This is a genomic window from Carboxylicivirga taeanensis (genome assembly GCF_051851475.1).
GTDB lineage: Bacteria > Bacteroidota > Bacteroidia > Bacteroidales > Marinilabiliaceae > Carboxylicivirga > Carboxylicivirga taeanensis.
In genome coordinates, this window is sequence record NZ_JBPUSJ010000001.1 from 727,799 (window position 1) to 745,950 (window position 18,152).

Here is an 18,152-nt window from a genome sequence, read left to right on the forward strand (position 1 = left end):
TTAAAAAAGAACCTTTATTCTTTCTACATTTGTGCAGGTACAAAGCATTTTCTGATGAAAAGACATTTTGATTTTTTAGTGATAGGTTCGGGCATTGCCGGGTTAAGTTATGCACTAAAAGTAGCAAAACATGGTTCTGTAGCTGTTGTAAGTAAAACAGAGCTTAAAGAAACAAACACCGCCTACGCACAAGGAGGTATTTCGTCGGTAACTTATGCGCCCGATTCATTTGATAAGCACATTGAAGATACTTTGATTGCAGGTGATGGTGTTTGCGACATGGCGGCAGTAAAAAAAGTCGTTGAAGAAGCACCCGAGCAAATCAGTCAGCTTTTGAGCTGGGGAACCAACTTTGATAAGAATGATGATGGACGTTTTGATTTACACCGCGAAGGTGGACATTCTGAGCATCGTATTTTACACCATAAAGATAATACCGGGGCAGAGATACAGCGTGCTTTAATTGAAGAAGTAAAGCAGCATCCATCCATCACTGTATTTGAAAATCATTTTGCGGTTGACGTCATAACCCAACATCATTTGGGAAGGGTGACCGAGCCCTGGATGCGCGATATTCAGTGTTATGGAGCCTACATCCTGGATAAAAGCCATGGGATAATTGAAACTTTCCTGGCTAAAACAACGCTGATGGCTACCGGCGGCATTGGGAGTGTGTATCAGACCACCACTAATCCCTTAATTGCAACCGGCGATGGAATAGCTATGTTGTTTCGGGCCAAAGGGATTATTGAAAACATGGAGTTTGTGCAGTTTCATCCAACAGCACTTTATAACTTGTCTGAACGCCCATCGTTTCTGATTACTGAAGCCATGCGCGGATATGGAGGTATTTTAAGGCGCAGGAATGGCCAGGAATTTATGCACAATTACGACGAGCGGGGATGTTTAGCACCTCGTGACATTGTGGCGCGTGCTATCGATAATGAATTGAAAAACAGGGGAGATGAGTATGTGTATCTGGATGTGACCCACAAACCAGCAGAAGAAACGCGTCAGCACTTTCCAACCATCTATAACAAGTGCCTTTCTTTGGGTATTGATATCACGAAAGACATGATTCCTGTTGTGCCTGCTGCACACTATTTGTGTGGGGGTATTAAAGTAGATCTGAATGGACGCAGCTCTATTAATAACCTGTATGCTGCCGGGGAGTGCGCCAGTACAGGGTTGCACGGGGCTAACCGCCTGGCTAGCAATTCATTGATTGAGGCTTTGGTGTTTTCGAATGCCGCAGCGCAGGATGCAATAGATAAAGTAACCAATATTCAATTTAATGAGCGAATACCTGATTGGAATGATGAAGGCACCTCTCATCCTGAGGAGATGATTCTGATTACTCAATCAAATAAGGAGGTGGAACAGATTATGAGCAAGTACGTAGGTATTGTGCGCTCAAATATTCGGTTGAACCGCGCCTATGACCGTCTGGAGGTGCTGTACCGCGAAACGGAAGCTTTGTACCAGTCTTCTAAAGTGTCGGAAAAGATATGCCACCTGCGTAATAAAATTAATGTAGGATATCTGATCATTAAAATGGCGCGGAAACGCAAAGAGAGCAGGGGTCTGCATTTTAATATCGATTTTCCCGATAAGCTGGAAGATTAATTCACTTGCCCTGTTTGTTACAATGATTAAATTTATGGTCAGAAAACCAGAACAACTAAATTGAAAATCCTTCAGATAAATAAAACCGATGCGGGAGGAGGCGCTGCTGTAGCAGCTAACCGCCTCAACAGAGCCCTGCGCAACAATGGCATTGAGTCAAAGCTGTTGGTGCAAGATTTGCGGCGCAATGAAGAAGGTGTGTATGCGGTGGGTTCCGGATTTGGCTATAGACAAAAAGCTTTCGCCCGTTTTGCCTGGGAGCGTCTCACGTTCTTGCCTTATGAGCGCAATGCTTCGGTGCGTTTTGCATTTTCGCCTGCCAATACCGGGATTGATATTTCCCAACATCCTTTGGTGCAGGAGGCCGACATCATTCATCTGCATTGGGTCAATCAGGGCTTTTTATCAATCGAGACTTTAGGAAAATTATTAGCCTGTGGGAAGCCGGTTGTGTGGACACAACACGATATGTGGAGCTTTACTGGCGGGTGTCATTATGCTGGAACCTGTCTTGAGTTTCTCGAGTTCTGTTCCTATTGTCCCTTTCTTAAAAAGCCGGGTAAGAAAGATTTATCGGCACGACAGTTCGCTCAAAAACGAAGAATATACAACGAAGCACCTTTAACTATTGTTACATGTAGTAAGTGGTTACGAACACTATCTCAGGAAAGTAAGCTTTTGCGTAGAAAGGATTTTTATAATATTCCGAACCCCATCGATACGAGCTTTTATACACCTCGCAACCAGCAGGAGGCGCGTGAGAGGTTGAAGCTGCCACAGGATAAGAAGCTATTGCTGTTTGGAGCAGCAAATGTTGATGATCCACGCAAAGGGATGCGCTATTTTATTGAAGCATTAAATATATTGGCTGAGAATTTCCCTGTTGTTAAAGAGGATGCTGAGTTGGTAGTATTTGGTAAGATGAATGCTGAAACAGTGAAGCTGTTTCCTTTTAAAACCCACTCCTTTAAATTTGTTTCCAATCCCGACACATTGGTCGACCTTTATAGTGCTGCAGATAGTTACATACTGCCATCGTTGCAGGATAACCTGCCCAATACCGTGATGGAGTCTTTGGCTTGTGGTACGCCCATTATCGGGTTCAGTATTGGCGGGGTGCCTGAGATGGTAACTCATCAGGAATCGGGTTACCTGGCTGAAGTGAAAAATGCCTTGAGTTTGGCGACTGGAATCTACGAAACACTGTTCGTCAATAAATTGGATCAATACCGCCTGAAAGCCCGTCAGAAGGCCGTGGAGTGCTATTCCGAGGAAGTGGTGGCAGAGAAGTACCTGAAAGTATATAAATCACTATTAAAGTAAAAGTTAATGAAGAGGCCTGTTATTAGCATTATTACAATTGTTTATAATGGGAAGTCAACGCTTCAGAAAACCATTGATAGTATTGCACAACAAGACTATGATAGTATTGAATACATCATTGTTGATGGTAATTCTAATGATGGAACAGTTGCTTTAATTGAGCGTAATAAGTCCATTGTTTCAAAGTGGATTAGCGAGTCGGATGATGGTTTGTATGATGCCATGAATAAGGGATTGGGCATGGCCACCGGAGATTATGTCTGGTTTATCAATTCGGGCGATGAAATTTACGACAAGCAGACAGTGAGTCAGATGGTTGAAGGGCTAGGGGAGCACTGGCCCGATGTGATCTACGGTGATACGGTGATGATCGATGCTGATGGAATGGAAATTGGGGATCGTCGCCTTAAGCCACCTAAACAGTTAGGCTGGAAAGATTTCAAGAATGGCATGTTGGTGAGTCATCAATCGATATTGGTGGCCACACGAATAGCCAGTAATTATAATACCAACTACCGTTTCTCGGCCGATTATGAGTGGTGTTTAAAGGCGTTGATGGCCGCCGGTTCGGTGCATAATTCCAATCAAATGCTCTCGCGTTTTCTTGATGGAGGCTTAACTAAGCAAAACATCGTGCCTGGCCTGAAGGAGCGTTTTGATATAATGCGGCGATATTTTGGGCTGCTACCAACCATTGCAAGGCATATCCCTATAGGATTGCGTTTTTTGAAATATGTGGCTTTAAACAGGCGATTTTAGGACTTTTCAATTTAGGTTCTAAAGAGTCGCCGCCAGTTCTTTCAATAACTCTTCTGTTTCATCCCAGCCGATGCATTCGTCGGTGATAGAAACACCATATTTTAATTCATTTTTATTTGGGGTAAGCTGCTGGCAGCCGAAGTTAAGGTTGCTTTCAATCATAATGCCCATGATGGAGTGATTACCGTTGCTGATCTGGCGGGCAATGTCTTTCGCTACTTTGGCTTGGTTAACCGCCTTTTTACCGCTGTTGGCATGGCTGCAATCCACCATGATTCTTGGTTCAAGGCCCGCTTCTTTTAATTTCTTTTCATATTCGGCAATGTGCTCAGCTGAATAGTTTGGTGTTTTACCTCCTCTTAAAATAATGTGGGAGTTGATGTTACCCTTTGTCTTTACAACTGCTACTTTACCTTCGGGGTTGATGCTGACAAAATTATGGGGGGCAGCAACCGATTCTCGGGCATTGATGGCAATGTCAATGCTGCCATTGGTGCCGTTTTTAAAGCCCACTGCCGATGACAGGCCGCTGGCCATGTTTCGGTGGCTTTGCGATTCTGTTGTCCGGGCTCCTATAGCCGTCCATGAAAACAGGTCCTGAATGTATTGTGGGGTTACAATGTCCAGTGCTTCTCCGGCAGCTGGCAAGCCTAGGTCGGCAATATACAAAAGGAGTTCGCGCGCCATTTTCAACCCATCTTCTACCTGGCAGCTATCATCCAGATAAGGATCGTTGATGAGGCCTTGCCAGCCTATAGTAGTGCGAGGCTTCTCAAAATAAACACGCATCACCAGGTAAAGCTTATCACTTACATCATGAGCCAGTTGTTTCAGTCGCCGGGCGTATTCTTTGGCTGCATCGATATCGTGAATGGAGCAGGGGCCTACAACCACCAGCAGGCGTTTGTCCTTGCGGTGAAGGATGCGCTTAACGGTATTCTGGCCATCCAATATGGTTTTGGTGATGTCATCTGTTAATGGAAACAGTTGCTTCAGTTTGTCCGGCGTAATTATTGGCTCTTCGGCAATAATGTTTAAGTTTTCGATTCGTAAGTCGGTCATGCTGTGGTTTGTTTAATGGCAAGCAAAGGTAACATCTTGCCTAATATTATAAAACTGAAGGAGAGAAGGATTGCTCACTACCGAACAAAAAAACCGCAGTCTGCACCGCGGTTTTTCTGTATTTCATTTGATAGAATTACTCAACAACAGTAACCCAATTATGAGTGTCTGGTTCATCGCCATACTGAATAGCTCTCAGTTTATTGTAGAGTTTTTCAGATATTTTTCCCGGATTGCCATCTTTACTAAATACATAAGATGCACCGGTTTCAATATCATCAATCTTACCGATAGGGCTAATTACAGCCGCTGTTCCACAAGCTCCGGCCTCCTCAAATGTCGACAATTCTTCCAAAGGAACCTGACGACGTTCAACCGTCATGCCCATATCTTCGGCCAATTGGCAAAGGCTCATGTTAGTGATTGATGGGAGAATGGATACGGACTTAGGGGTTACGTAGGTGTTATTTTTGATACCAAAGAAGTTGGCCGGGCCGCATTCGTCGATGTATTTCTTTTCTTTACTATCGAGGAATAATACTGCTGAATAGCCATTTTCGTGGGCTTCGTGACCGGCACGTAAGCTGGCTGCATAGTTTCCGCCCACTTTAATGTTACCTGTTCCCAGTGGTGCTGCACGGTCGTACTTCCGTGAAATCATCATGTTGGTTGGTTTGAAACCGGCTTTGAAATATGGACCAACAGGCATTACAAATACCATGAACAGGTATTCGTCGGTTGGAGCTACGCCAATTTTTGGACCGGTTCCAACTAATAACGGGCGGATATATAAGGATGCACCTGACTCGTAAGGAGGTACAAAGCGTTTGTTGAGTTCAACGGCTTTCAATACTGCATTCACAAAAATGTCCTCAGGAACGGGAGCCATCATAGTGCCGACAGCAGAGTTGTGCATACGCTTGGCATTTTCTTCAATGCGGAAAAGGCGGGTTTTGCCATCTTTCCCTTGAAAGGCTTTCAGTCCTTCAAACGCTTCCTGTCCGTAGTGTAAACCTGTGGCTGCCATGTGGATGTTAATCTGATCGGAAGAATGTACCTCCAGTTCACCCCATTTGCCATCGCGGTAGTAACATCTTACGTTGTAATCTGTCTTCATGTAGCTGAATGACAGGTTGCTCCAATTGATATCGTTCATTTCGGTATGATTTAGTACATGTGTTATTTTAAGTTAAGAATGGTAAAGGTACAATATTCAACTTATAATTTAAATGATAAAAGGCATCTGTTGCCCCTTTGTTGGTGTTCACTATTTGAAAAACAAAAAGATAGCAGATAACAATGTGATAGTATATATAAACAAACGGTAAGGTTTTTCCGGTATGTAACCTACAATTCTCTTGCCGATAAATGTACCGCCTATTAAAATTGGTATCATTATGAGATTAAGCTGGAGGGTTTGCCAATTGATGGTTTGCCAGCTCACAATGTGAAAGGGGACTTTAAAGGAGTTCAGCAGCAAGTAAAACCAGGCTCCGGTGCCAATAAAGGCCGCTTTGGGCAGTCGCATCGATAGCAGATACAGGTTAAAAATAGGGCCGGCCGCATTGCCTATCATCGTTGCAAAACCGCCAGTAAGACCTAGCGTGTTGGCCAAAAACTTTGAGTTGGAAATATTTATTTTCCCTTTGAATTCATTGTATAGGAGGAGGCCTACGCACACCAGTATGGCTGTTCCCATGGTGTGTTTGAACTGGGCATCGCTAATTTTGGTGCCAATAACTACCGCGACTAAGATACCTACAACTGCCGGCGGGATTAGCTTTAAAATGAGTTTGATATTCGCATTTTTGTGGAAGAAACGCAGGGCCATTAGGTCGCCGGCTAACAAGCAGGGCAATATTATGCCAACCGATGCTTTGCCTCCGTAGAAATGGGCGAATAAAGGAATAACGAACATGGAAAGGCCTTTAAGCCCGGCTTTCGATACGCCAATAAAGAAGGCGGAAACAATTGTGATGCTCCAGGTGGTCCAGTCGCTATTTAAGGGGTTGATGAATTCGAGTATCGACATTGAATAAATGCTTAAAATTATCTTGAATAATATTCTGTAATTGAATTATTTCAAGATTCAATAATTGGGAAGCTTTTTCATAAATGGATTCAATGCGAAGCTGAGGATTGTTATCTGTTTCCAAAAATAGTCGATTGTGGGGAATAAATGGCAATGATTGACTCACCTTTGAGTTCTTTTTTAGAAGGGCTTCTCCAACCGAGAAGTAAAAACCTTGTTTGAGAGCCTGCTCCATTGTTTCTTTTGGTGCATTAAAGCCATGAAAGATCCAGGCCTGAGCTGGCTGAATATCCTTGCGGAGTTTGATGATTTCCGAATAGGCCTTTACGCAATGGATGATTAATGGCTTTTTTAGCTGTTCTGCCAATTCAATTTGGGCAATAAAGATTTCTTTTTGAATGGCTAAATCCGGACCTTTAAGCTTGTCGAGGCCACATTCGCCAATGGCTACAACATTTTTTTGGGATACTTTAACTTCCAGGTCGATGATTGTAGTTGAATTGTTTATATCCCATGGGTGAATGCCAGTAGATTTGTATGAAGGGGCGTGGTCTGAAATGATCTCACATATAGGTCTATTAACTATTTGTATGAGGTTAGTTTGATTCCTTGGGTGATGGGTGTGAAAATTAATGAGCATGACAGTGGTCGATTTATTACAAAGGTAATCATATTGGATACTTGGAGAGAAGTATAAAATGCTTATTTTTAGTTATCTATTATAATCTCAACTACAATGAAACGTCGCGATTTTCTTCTCACTTCAGTTCTGAGTGCAGTTGGACTCAGTCTACCTGCTTGCAAACAGTCGCCTGTCTCAGGCAATTCCAATCATGCCTCCTACAGTAATTTTGAGTTGTCTGAAGCAACCATACAAGAGCTTCAGGAAAAACTGCAATCAGGGGAGTTGACCTCTGAGCAGATAGTTCGACTGTACCTGAATCGTATAAAGCAGTTAGATAAAGATGGACCAATGCTTAATGCAATAATTGAGGTGAATGGTGACGCAGTTCATATAGCTAGACAATTAGATGAGGAACGAAGTTTGGGAAAGGTGAGGGGCCCGCTGCATGGCATACCGGTTTTACTCAAGGAAAACATTGATACGGCCGATCAGATGATAACATCGGCAGGTTCATTAGCATTAGCCAATCATCGGGCTGGGAAGGATGCTTTTATAGTGACTCAATTGAGAGCTGCCGGAGCTGTTATTTTAGGGAAAACTAATTTAAGTGAATGGGCTAACTTTCGCTCCACCAATTCGAGTAGCGGATGGAGTAGTCGGGGTGGTCAAACCCGTAACCCATATGTGCTGGATCGCACACCATGCGGTTCTTCATCAGGTTCGGCAGTGGCTGTAGCTGCCAATTTGGCTCCCCTTGCCGTAGGTACTGAGACAGATGGTTCAATAGTATGTCCTTCAGGTATAAATGGGATTGTGGGGATTAAACCAACGGTTGGCTTGTTGTCACGCTCTGGAATTATTCCCATTTCCGAAAGTCAGGATACGGCCGGACCAATGGCCCGAACCGTGAGAGATGCGGCTTTGTTATTGACGGTGATGGCAGGAGAGGATCAGGCTGATGCAGCCACCGCAAAACGGCCTGGTCAAACCAATATCTACCTCAATTTCGATGACAATGTACTGTCTGGAGCTCGCATCGGGTATTTGAGTGAAATGGTAGCTTTTGATAAGCGGGTTGCAAGCCTTATGAATGAGGTTGTTGTTGCTTTAGAAGGTAAAGGGGCTGATGTTATTGAAATAGGGTTGCCATCATCTGTAAAAGAATTGGGGCAATATGAGTGGACCGTACTTCTGTGTGAATTTAAGGATGGGATAGAACGCTATTTGAGAGCGCATCCGGCATGTGGATTTCAGTCGTTAAAGGAGCTGATAGAGTATAATGAATTGAATAGTGATAAGGTGATGCCATGGTTTGAACAAGAGGTTTTTGAGGCAGCTAATGCCACTAAAGGTTTAGATGATCCGAAGTATGTAGAGGCCAAAAAGAAATGCAAAGAGTTGTCGCAGACGAAAGGCATCGACCAGTTAATGGCCGATTATAAACTGGATGCCTTGATGGGTCCCACCAATGGCCCGGCCTGGTGCATCGATTATGTAAATGGGGATAATTTTGGTGGTGGCAGTTCGCAGTTAGCGGCCGTCGCAGGTTATCCGAGTATTACAGTGCCGGCTGGCGCCATTAAAGGTCTGCCAATTGGTGTCTCATTCTTTGGGTTGCCCTGGACCGAGAGTCGCCTGATACAAATCGCTCACTTATACGAAAAGATAAGTCATAATAGGTTAATACCAACTTTTGTAAAACAACTTACTGCCGAGGATTTAGCTATTAAACCATCATGACACAAGCAAGATGATTCAATCTTCATCCTCAAATGCCGCAAGGGCTGAGTTAGGGTTGCTCGGTGTGCTCCTTAACTTTGGACTTAGAGTCACTAAAGGTTTATTAATATAATTGATGTGAATTAAGAAAAGCTAAAATTGAATAGGGGTATTTGTGTATGTAAGTTGTCTTATTATGTGTCTTTTTATTAGTGACAGCTATTATTTTAATTACATCTATTTTTATGAAGAAAATTGTTCTATTATTAGTGTTGCCCATGTATCTTAATCTTTTTGCGGAACAACCATCTACGATTGTTTTTAAAAGTAAGGATGGTTTGAAAGTTACAGCCGACTTATATGTTGAAAGGCCAACAGATTCTCCGTTTATTATTCTATTTCATCAGGCAGGATGGAGTCGTGGAGAATATTTAGAGATAGCCCCAAAGCTTAACCAATTAGGATATAATTGTATGGCTGTTGATCAGCGTTCAGGAGAGGTTGTAAACAATGTTGTTAATGAAACCGCAAAGAGAGCGGTGGAAAAGGGGTTATCAACTGAATTTATGGATGCTGTGCCAGATATGATGGCTGCAATTAATTATGTTCAGTTAAATTATAATCCTTCAAAGCTTATTATTTGGGGTAGCTCTTATTCGTCAACTTTGGTTCTTAAAATAGCTGCTGATCACCCGTCATTGGTCGATGCAGTATTGGCTTTTGCACCGGGTGAGTATAGCAAATACTTTGGCAAGTCAGGCAATTGGATTGCTCCTATTGTTGACAAAATTCAAATTCCTGTTTTTATTACCTCAGCTAAAAGTGAATATGAAATTTGGAAAGGAATTTATGAGGCAATTGGCTCGACTCATAAGCGGTATTTCCTTCCTGAATCTGACGGTAATCATGGTTCCAAAGCACTTTGGAGTAGGTTTGATGACAGTCTGGTATATTGGGAGGCGGTTAAAGAATTTTTAAGTGCCTTGGAGTAAGCGCTGCAGGTTTCTACTTTCATATTTCAAAGCTTGAGTGGATAGCTGTTTTGCTGTGTATTGCTCTGGTATTGGCAATGGAATTGCTTAATTCGACCATTGAAGCACTTTGCGACTATGTATCGGCCGAAAGGCATGAGCTGATTAGGAAAGCTAAGAATATGGCAGCAGGTGCGGTCTTAGTTGTATCAATAGCCGCTTTTGCGGTAGGACTGATTATCTTTTTACCGAAGATATTAATATAAAAAAGGAGATAGGCACATGGCTATCTCCTTTGTTTTGCTCACCCGGTAGTGTAAAAAATACCGGTTATATCACTTGTTACTTATTAGCGCGTTTACGTTCGTGCTCCTGAAGTAATATTTTTCTCAGACGAATGCTCGAAGGAGTCACTTCAACATATTCATCGCCCTGAATATATTCTAAGGCTTCTTCGAGGCTAAAGCGAATTGGAGGAGCCAGTTTTACCTTGTCATCCGCACCTGATGAGCGCATATTACTCATCTTTTTAGCCTTGGTAACATTGATGGTAAGGTCACCTTCTCGGTTGTTTTCTCCCACAACCTGACCCATGTAAACATCTTCCTGTGGAGCAATAAAGAACTTACCTCTATCCTGAAGTTTGTCCATGCCGTAAGCGATTGAGGTACCCGATTCGATAACAATTAAAGAACCATTGATACGTTTTTCAATATCGCCTTTCCAGGGTTGAAACTCAATAAAGCGGTGGGCCATAATGGCTTCTCCTTGCGTGGCAGTTAGCATGTTACTACGCAATCCGATGATGCCTCGTGATGGAATATTAAATTCTAAATGCACACGATCGCCTTTTTTCTCCATCGATTTTAGGTCACCTTTTCGTTTTGATACCATTTCAATGGCGGTACCCGAATGTTCTTCAGGCAGGTCAATAGTAAGGTCTTCAATTGGCTCATGCTTTTCGCCCATCACTTCCTTAATAATTACCCGTGGTTGTCCAACCTGCAGCTCGTAGCCTTCGCGGCGCATGGTTTCAATCAATACTGCCAAGTGCAGTACGCCACGTCCATATACGTTCCAGGCGTCAGCCGAGTCGGTCTCTTCAACGCGTAGGGCCAGGTTTTTCTCCAGCTCTTTATCTAAACGATCTTTTATGTGGCGAGAGGTTACATACTTTCCTTCTTTGCCAAAGAAAGGTGAGTTGTTAATCGTGAATAACATACTCATGGTTGGTTCGTCAATGGCAATTGGAGGCAGTGGTTCAGGGTTTTCAAAATCGGCAATGGTGTCGCCAATATCAAAACCTTCAATCCCAACGAGGGCACATAATTCACCGCAAGAAACCTGCTCGACTTTGGTGCGGCCCAGTCCATCAAAAACGTTTAGTTCTTTGATGCGAGTGCGCATAATGCTGCCGTCACGTTTCACTAAACTCACATCCTGATTGACTTTTAGTTCGCCCCGTTGCAAACGCCCAATGGCTATACGACCCAGGTATTTGCTGTGATCGAGAGAAGTGATTTGTAGCTGAGGTGTACCTTTGTTAATTTCAGGTGCTGGGATGTGCTTGATGATGGCTTCGAAAACAGCGTCAATATTGTCTGTTTTTTTCTGCCAATCTTCGCTCATCCAGTTTTCTTTTGCCGAACCGTATACCGATGGGAAGTCTAACTGCTCTTCGGTTGCATCCAGCGAAAACATCAGGTCGAAGACCGACTCGTGGACTTCCTCGGGGCGACAGTTGGGTTTATCCACCTTGTTGATAACTACAATGGGTTTCAACCCAAGCGAAATGGCTTTTTGCAGTACAAATCGTGTTTGTGGCATCGGTCCTTCAAAAGCATCTACCAACAGCAGAACACCGTCGGCCATATTGAGTACACGTTCAACCTCGCCGCCAAAGTCGGAGTGACCCGGCGTGTCAATAATATTAATCTTAATTCCTTTCCACATTACTGACACATTCTTCGACAGAATGGTGATACCACGCTCACGTTCCAGGTCGTTATTGTCCATAATGAGTTCACCAACTTCCTGGTGTTCTTTAAATAGCTTGCCAGCCATTAACATCTTGTCAACCAGTGTGGTTTTGCCGTGGTCAACGTGCGCAATAATGGCGACGTTTCTAATCTCTTGCATAGCTTAAATCCAAATGAGGCGCAAAGGTACTGCTAATTTTTGGTTTTCAGCACGATGTGATTCATAAAATTGAGTTAACGAGCAATAAAAAAACGCCTGCGGAGAACAGTTTTCTGTATCTTTGCCGTATTTTTTGTACAAAATTACCACAATGACCATGAAGAGAAGTTTTTTAATTGCAGCCCCTTCCAGTAATGCCGGAAAAACCATTATTACACTTGGTCTGATAAAGGCTTTGCGCAAACAGGGGTTTGATATTCAGCCGTTTAAGTGTGGGCCGGATTATATCGATCCTCTGCATCATTCGCAAGTTGCCGGTCAGTCGTCTTACAATCTGGATTTATGGATGGCGGATGCAATGCATGTGAAAGAAATTTTTTGGCGACAAATGCAAACAGCCGATATAGGTATTGTGGAAGGCGTAATGGGTTTGTTTGATGGGGCGAAAAAAGATAGTGGAAGCTCAGCTGAAGTGGCACGCGTGCTTGATTTACCAGTGGTGTTAGTGGTTAATGCAGCAGCCACAGCCTATTCGGTGGCACCTTTGTTGTATGGATTTAAAAATTTTAATCCCGATGTAAAGGTCAAAGGAGTGATCTTCAATCGGGTATCTGGCGAATCACATTATCAGTTTCTTAAGGAAGCCGCTGCCGATGCCGGTGTGACGTCTTTGGGATATGTGCCTAAAGATGAGCGCATGGGGCTTGAGTCGCGTCACTTAGGTTTGTCTTTAACTGAAAATGAGGGGATGCTGGCGGCCGTTGATGTGGCTGCCAATTTAATTTCTCAGCATGTGAACCTGGACTTGTTGCTAAGTATCTCCTCAGAAAGTGTGGAAAGAACGGAATCGCCTAACAAGGTCAAGCTTTCGTTATCTGGCTTGAAATTTGGCGTAGCTCACGATGAAGCCTTTAATTTTATGTATCCGGCCAATGTTGATGTACTTAAAGAAATTGGCGAGGTAATATATTTTAGCCCACTAAATGATAAGGTAATACCCGAATGTGATTTGTTGTGGTTTCCGGGAGGTTATCCAGAGTTATATGCAGAGCAATTGGCCCACAACCATTCGATGCTCAATGCCATTCGTGATTTTGAGAGGCAAGGAGGCAAACTAGTGGCCGAGTGTGGCGGCATGATGTACTTGGGGCAATCTGTTCAACTTAAGGATGGCAGTCTGCATAAAATGCTTGGGTTGTTCGATTATGTAACATCACTGGTTGATATGAAACTGAAATTAGGGTATCGATCATTAGAGATGGAAGATCAGGTGTTTAGAGGCCATGAGTTTCATTATTCAGGAGTAACCGTTGATTGCAGGCAAAAGGCTGATAGCATTGCCAAAACAGCGCGCAAAACTGAAATTGATATGCCGGTTTACAAAACAGAAAATGTTTGGTCATCCTATTTTCATATCTATCTGGGAGAGGCAGATAGGATGCAGGCTTTTTTAAAGATGCTTTTAAAGGACAAATTCTAGCGATTATTTAAACTTAAGGAAGGTATTCAAAATCAATTTTTTTCATTGAATTAAAAATATTGATACGTGCTTTGGGGTTGATGCTGCTCATTTGCTCAACTATATCGCGTGCTTTCTGCCGGATGGTATGGTCCTCAAAAGGACATTCCTGCTTTAGAGAGGGGAAGTTCATCAGTTCCGCATATTGTTTTATTTCCGCGTTGGTTAATAAGGTTAAAGGGCGAATAACTTTAAGTTTATCTTCAAACATATTTAAAGTGGCGGGGATGGATGAAATGTTGGCATGTTGGGTCATGTTCATCACCAGTGTTTCAACCGCATCGTCCAGATGATGGCCAAAAGCCAACGTTTTAATGCCCAAAGTATGAGTGAGCTGAAAAAGTTCCTTTCTACGGTTTCTGGAGCAGGCAAAGCAGGGTTTTTTATTCCCGGCCGATTTCAGGTTAGCACGGGTGGTCACGAGGTGCAGGGTCACATCCAGTTGGTCGCAAAAAGTTTGCAGCCATTGGGTATCGATTTGATAGGGGACGTCTTCTGTAATGATGTGAGCAGCATGTAATTTGTAGGTAATGGGTAGTGCCTTGCGACGGCTTGATAAAATCTCGAGCAGTGATAAACTGTCCTTACCTCCTGATACCGCTATCATCACCTGATCGTTGGCATTAATCATCTGGTGTTGATTAATCGCTTTTCCTACAGTTTGCCTTACCTTTTGAATGAATGCCTGCTGTTGCTTACTAAACGTTTTTTGCATCGCGCAAAGATAGTCGATTTCCTATTTTTGATGGAGCTTCGGATTTCAGGAAAACATATCAGGCACTTTAATGAGATTAATGTGAGCGTCTTGTATGTTGGTAGCCAAAACGATGTGGCTTTTGTAATTTCTTCTGATAAAGATGAGTAGTGAAAACCGGCATGTTTATCAGATATTGCTTTGTTTGCTTTCTTTCAATATATTTCGAATTAAAGACCACTAAAACTTAACTGTATGCTCAAGAGATATTTAGTAATTGTCATATTCGCATGCATACCCGCTATCTTTCTTTATGGCCAAGTTGCCAAAAGCCCGGTAGCTCCTGACTATACCCGTTTAAAGCAAATCCTAGATGAGGCCTACCATGAATTTTTAACAGATTCAACGGGGACACCAGCAGACTATATCCCCGAGCTGGCAACTGTGAATCCCGATTTGTTTGGGATATGTATTGTCACTGTTGATGGTCAAATTTTCTGTGTTGGCGATGTGGAGCATACTTATTCCATTCAGTCCATTTCAAAAGTGTTTACCTTGGCTATGGTGATGGAACAAATCGGGAAAGAGGCCATCTTGGAGAAGCTGGGTACTGAGCCGACCGGTTTGCCATTTAATTCTGTTACCGCTATTGAGCAGCAATCAACACGAGTAGGTAATCCATTGGTTAATGCTGGGGCGATTGCAACTGCCAGTTTGCTCGATGGTAAAAACGAAGCTGCCAAATGGAAGACCATACTAGCCTATTACAGCGCTTGCGCAGGGGAGCCGTTAACCATGATGGATGACGTATATGCATCGGAGGCGGCTACTAATGGCCGAAACCACGCCATTGCCAGATTGCTTGATGCTTATGGCGTCATGTATGACGATCCGGAGAAAGCAGTAGACCTCTATACGCGTCAGTGCTCTGTTGGGATGACGACTAAACAATTGGCAGCGATGGGGGCAACTTTAGCCGCAGGTGGTGTCAATCCGTTTACCGGCGAAAGAGCTATGCAGGCCACTAATGTACCGCAAATATTGTCAATAATGCTCTCTTGTGGCATGTATGATTACTCGGGCACCTGGTCGTATTTAACCGGCTTACCTGCAAAGAGTGGTGTTGGCGGTGGTATTGTGGCGGTGGTGCCTGGCAAAGGGGCTATTGCCGCATTTTCTCCTCGGCTTGATGCGGCAGGGAATAGTGTGCGCGCACAAAAGGCTATAGCCTATATTTCGCAGCATTTGAATATTAATATCTTCGATCCTCAGTCCGTTGGGGTGAAGCAATCGAATTAGGCAATGAGGAATAGTTCTTTTATTCTTATAGCTATTTGGCTGCTGTGGGTTTCGCCGTTTGCAGCAGCTCAGAATGATTCAACTTCTTTTCGAATTTATGGGCATGCCATGATGGATGCAGGGTATAACTTTCATCAGATTCATCCGGATTGGAAGGATGTGGTGCGGCCATCTCAACTACCGGCTTTTAAGCAGCAGTATGGGGCCGATGGCAATATCTACTATGGGGTTCGCCAATCAAAGTTGGGTTTTGAAAGTATTGTACCAAATGCCTTGGGAGCGCTCAGGGTTATTTTTGAATTTGAGTTGATGGGAACGGGTGTGGATGCTGGTCAAACGACTTTTAGGCTCCGGCATGCATATGGCGAGCTGGGGCAATTTGGTGCTGGTCAGTATTGGAGTCCATTTATGGATATTGATGTTTTTCCCAACTCAATCGAATACTGGGGACCTTCGGGCATGGTGTTTTTCAGAAACATTCAATTCCGTTGGATGCCTTTGCAGGGTGAAGATAAAATAACATTGGCTTTGGAGCGGCCAGGAGCCAGCGCTGATGGAGGCATTTACAAGGATAAGATACAATTGCGAGATGTAGATTTTCGTTTTCCATGGCCCGATTTTTCGGCCGAATTCCGAAAGGCATTCTCTTGGGGCTACCTCGAGCTGGCCACCATGTTGCGTTATATCGAGTGGGAAGATTTAGATGCGGATGATCAGATCAACCTTTCAGATAAGGTCATCGGATGGGGACTAAATCTGAGCTCTAATCTTCATTTTTCATCTTCAACTATTGGTCGATTTCAGTTCGTTTATGGCAAAGGTATCCAGAATTATATGAATGATGGAGGTGTGGACATTGGAGTGGCTCTAAATCCCCGAAGTGGGTCGCAACCATTAAAAGGCGTTGTGCAGCCCGTACTTGGTATTGTGGCTTTTGTTGATAAGCAATGGAATGAACAATTCAGTTCATCGGCAGGTGTTTCGCTTCTTGATATACAGCATGCTGATGCTCAGGCACCAGACTCCTACGCACAAGGACAATATGCATTAGCTAACTTACTTTATTACCCGGTTGATAATGTGATTGTGGGGCTTGAGTTGCAATATGGCAAACGTAAGAACTTTTCTGATGGCTTTAGTTCCGATTTGCTTAAAATCCAATGCTCATTTAAGTATCAGTTTTCCGCTGGGCTTAAGGGCTAATTGCCCATGCGATAGCCGTTTTATGCTGAAATGCATTGTGCTTCTCTGTTTTGTTTTTGATATTTGACTCATGGGTACATCTTCAAATAGCGCATTGGTAGATAAAGTGTACATGCTTGAAAAATTCGCTGGGAAAGGCGGCTGGACTTATGCATTGATACCCGAAGTAGAACCGGACAGGAAAACCTGGTTTAATTGGGTAAAAGTGCATGGCACCATCGATGGCTTTGAGATAAAGCATGCACGATTAATGCCGATGGGAAATGGTCAACTGTTTTTGCCGGTTAAGGCGGCTATTCGAAAAGCTATTGGGAAAGAAGCTGGTGAATGGGTGCACATTGTTCTGTTTCCCGATAATTTGCCTGTTAAACTTCCACAAGAGTTAATTGATTGTTTTGAATTGGAGAATAAGGAATTAACGGTTTTATTTAGTCGTCTGACCAGCAATCAGCAACAGGAGCTGATTAGCTGGATTTATGAAGCTAAAAAGGAAGAAACCAAGGCAAAACGGATATTAAAAGTAATGAATTTTCTGAAGGACAAGTATAAAATTTAGTGTGTTATGGAGATACAACTGGTTCAGGGAGATATTACTCAAATGCAGGTCGATGTCATCGTTAATGCAGCCAACTCGGGGCTGTTGGGTGGTGGCGGAGTGGATGGTGCCATCCATCGGGCAGGAGGGCCAGTAATTATGGATGAATGTCGCAAAATCAGAGCCCGTCAGGGTGGTTGTCCCACTGGGGAGGCCGTGATAACCAATGCTGGTAACCTGAAGGCCCATCATGTTATCCATACCGTTGGGCCTGTGTGGCAAGGAGGTCGTAGCGGCGAATCCGAAAAGCTCAGAGCCTGCTATGTCAACTCATTAAAACTGGCAGATGAGCATTTGGCCGGGTCCATTGCTTTTCCTAACATCAGTACCGGTGTTTATGCATACCCAAAGAGTGAGGCAGCACGCGTGGCCGTTGATACGGTTAGGAACTATCATTCCCGCACCATCAAAAAAGTCATTTTTGTGTGTTTTGATGCGGAGAATTATGCCCTTTATCAGCACTTGTTGTAACAATAATTTTACGGCTTCATATTTATTAACATTTCTAAGTCTGCCATTTTCAGGGTGATGAAAAAATTATTATTGGGCTTAAGAACTTTCTGAAAGTGATCGTGTTTAAAGCCTA

17 protein-coding genes are annotated in these 18,152 nt (G+C 43.3%); 11 read left to right on the top strand and 6 right to left on the bottom strand.

Features of this window, described 5'->3' with window-relative positions:
* Window positions 1-54: 54 nt before the first annotated feature.
* From nadB to ACSX1H_RS03135, 3 genes are read left to right on the top strand one after another with little or no spacing between them, the layout of a single operon-like run.
* Window positions 55-1,626, top strand: a complete 1,572-nt coding sequence (gene nadB, locus ACSX1H_RS03125) for an L-aspartate oxidase (RefSeq protein WP_439182153.1) — start codon at window positions 55-57, stop codon at window positions 1,624-1,626.
* A gap of 60 nt (window positions 1,627-1,686) precedes the next feature.
* A complete protein-coding gene (locus ACSX1H_RS03130) occupies window positions 1,687-2,949 on the top strand; it encodes a glycosyltransferase family 4 protein (protein ID WP_439182155.1) in 1,263 nt (420 codons plus the stop codon).
* 6 nt (window positions 2,950-2,955) lie between these two features.
* Window positions 2,956-3,708: a glycosyltransferase family 2 protein gene (locus ACSX1H_RS03135; RefSeq protein ID WP_439182156.1), complete on the top strand. Its 753-nt coding sequence runs from the start codon at window positions 2,956-2,958 to the stop codon at window positions 3,706-3,708.
* An 18-nt stretch (window positions 3,709-3,726) separates the two neighbouring features.
* Here ACSX1H_RS03135 and ACSX1H_RS03140 read toward each other — a convergent pair whose 3' ends face one another.
* From ACSX1H_RS03140 to ACSX1H_RS03155, 4 genes are all read right to left on the bottom strand, one after another.
* Complete coding sequence (locus ACSX1H_RS03140) at window positions 3,727-4,770, bottom strand: 3-deoxy-7-phosphoheptulonate synthase (RefSeq protein WP_439182157.1); 1,044 nt, start codon at window positions 4,768-4,770, stop codon at window positions 3,727-3,729.
* 136 nt (window positions 4,771-4,906) lie between these two features.
* Window positions 4,907-5,926, bottom strand: coding sequence for a branched-chain amino acid aminotransferase (locus ACSX1H_RS03145; RefSeq protein ID WP_439182159.1), 1,020 nt, complete (start codon window positions 5,924-5,926; stop codon window positions 4,907-4,909).
* Between the two features lie 111 nt (window positions 5,927-6,037).
* Complete coding sequence (locus tag ACSX1H_RS03150; RefSeq protein ID WP_439182160.1) at window positions 6,038-6,802, bottom strand: sulfite exporter TauE/SafE family protein; 765 nt, start codon at window positions 6,800-6,802, stop codon at window positions 6,038-6,040.
* Window positions 6,768-7,442, bottom strand: a complete 675-nt coding sequence (locus ACSX1H_RS03155; protein ID WP_439182161.1) for a TatD family hydrolase — start codon at window positions 7,440-7,442, stop codon at window positions 6,768-6,770. The genes ACSX1H_RS03150 and ACSX1H_RS03155 overlap by 35 nt, the downstream gene beginning before the upstream one ends.
* A gap of 96 nt (window positions 7,443-7,538) precedes the next feature.
* On the opposite strand from ACSX1H_RS03155, the gene ACSX1H_RS03160 reads away from it, so the two are divergent.
* The 3 genes from ACSX1H_RS03160 to ACSX1H_RS03170 all read left to right on the top strand — a co-directional run bounded on the left by ACSX1H_RS03160 (window position 7,539) and on the right by ACSX1H_RS03170 (window position 10,383).
* Window positions 7,539-9,167, top strand: coding sequence for an amidase (locus ACSX1H_RS03160; RefSeq protein WP_439182163.1), 1,629 nt, complete (start codon window positions 7,539-7,541; stop codon window positions 9,165-9,167).
* A gap of 224 nt (window positions 9,168-9,391) precedes the next feature.
* Window positions 9,392-10,138 carry an alpha/beta hydrolase gene (locus ACSX1H_RS03165; RefSeq protein WP_439182164.1) on the top strand — a complete coding sequence of 249 codons (747 nt, stop codon included), beginning with the start codon at window positions 9,392-9,394 and terminating at the stop codon, window positions 10,136-10,138.
* Between the two features lie 50 nt (window positions 10,139-10,188).
* Window positions 10,189-10,383: a diacylglycerol kinase gene (locus ACSX1H_RS03170; RefSeq protein WP_439182165.1), complete on the top strand. Its 195-nt coding sequence runs from the start codon at window positions 10,189-10,191 to the stop codon at window positions 10,381-10,383.
* Between the two features lie 76 nt (window positions 10,384-10,459).
* Here the strand turns inward: ACSX1H_RS03170 and typA are convergent, their stop codons facing one another.
* Window positions 10,460-12,256, bottom strand: a complete 1,797-nt coding sequence (gene typA, locus ACSX1H_RS03175) for a translational GTPase TypA (RefSeq protein ID WP_439182166.1) — start codon at window positions 12,254-12,256, stop codon at window positions 10,460-10,462.
* 157 nt (window positions 12,257-12,413) lie between these two features.
* Between typA and ACSX1H_RS03180 the strand changes: the two genes are divergently transcribed.
* On the top strand, window positions 12,414-13,736 hold the full coding sequence (locus tag ACSX1H_RS03180) for a cobyrinic acid a,c-diamide synthase CobB (RefSeq protein ID WP_439182167.1): 1,323 nt from the start codon (window positions 12,414-12,416) through the stop codon (window positions 13,734-13,736).
* Between the two features lie 13 nt (window positions 13,737-13,749).
* On the opposite strand, the gene ACSX1H_RS03185 is transcribed toward ACSX1H_RS03180, so the two are convergent.
* Complete coding sequence (locus ACSX1H_RS03185) at window positions 13,750-14,490, bottom strand: tRNA lysidine(34) synthetase (protein WP_439182168.1); 741 nt, start codon at window positions 14,488-14,490, stop codon at window positions 13,750-13,752.
* Between the two features lie 234 nt (window positions 14,491-14,724).
* On the opposite strand from ACSX1H_RS03185, the gene glsA reads away from it, so the two are divergent.
* The 4 genes from glsA to ACSX1H_RS03205 all read left to right on the top strand — a co-directional run bounded on the left by glsA (window position 14,725) and on the right by ACSX1H_RS03205 (window position 18,037).
* The gene (glsA, locus tag ACSX1H_RS03190; protein ID WP_439182169.1) at window positions 14,725-15,768 is read left to right on the top strand and encodes a glutaminase A; all 1,044 of its coding nucleotides are present in this window, start codon (window positions 14,725-14,727) and stop codon (window positions 15,766-15,768) included.
* 3 nt (window positions 15,769-15,771) lie between these two features.
* On the top strand, window positions 15,772-16,971 hold the full coding sequence (locus ACSX1H_RS03195; RefSeq protein ID WP_439182170.1) for a DcaP family trimeric outer membrane transporter: 1,200 nt from the start codon (window positions 15,772-15,774) through the stop codon (window positions 16,969-16,971).
* A gap of 70 nt (window positions 16,972-17,041) precedes the next feature.
* Window positions 17,042-17,527, top strand: coding sequence for a DUF1905 domain-containing protein (locus tag ACSX1H_RS03200; RefSeq protein WP_439182171.1), 486 nt, complete (start codon window positions 17,042-17,044; stop codon window positions 17,525-17,527).
* A gap of 6 nt (window positions 17,528-17,533) precedes the next feature.
* Window positions 17,534-18,037 (top strand): O-acetyl-ADP-ribose deacetylase, encoded by a 504-nt coding sequence (locus ACSX1H_RS03205; protein WP_439182172.1) that lies wholly within the window; start codon window positions 17,534-17,536, stop codon window positions 18,035-18,037.
* Window positions 18,038-18,152: the final 115 nt, after the last annotated feature.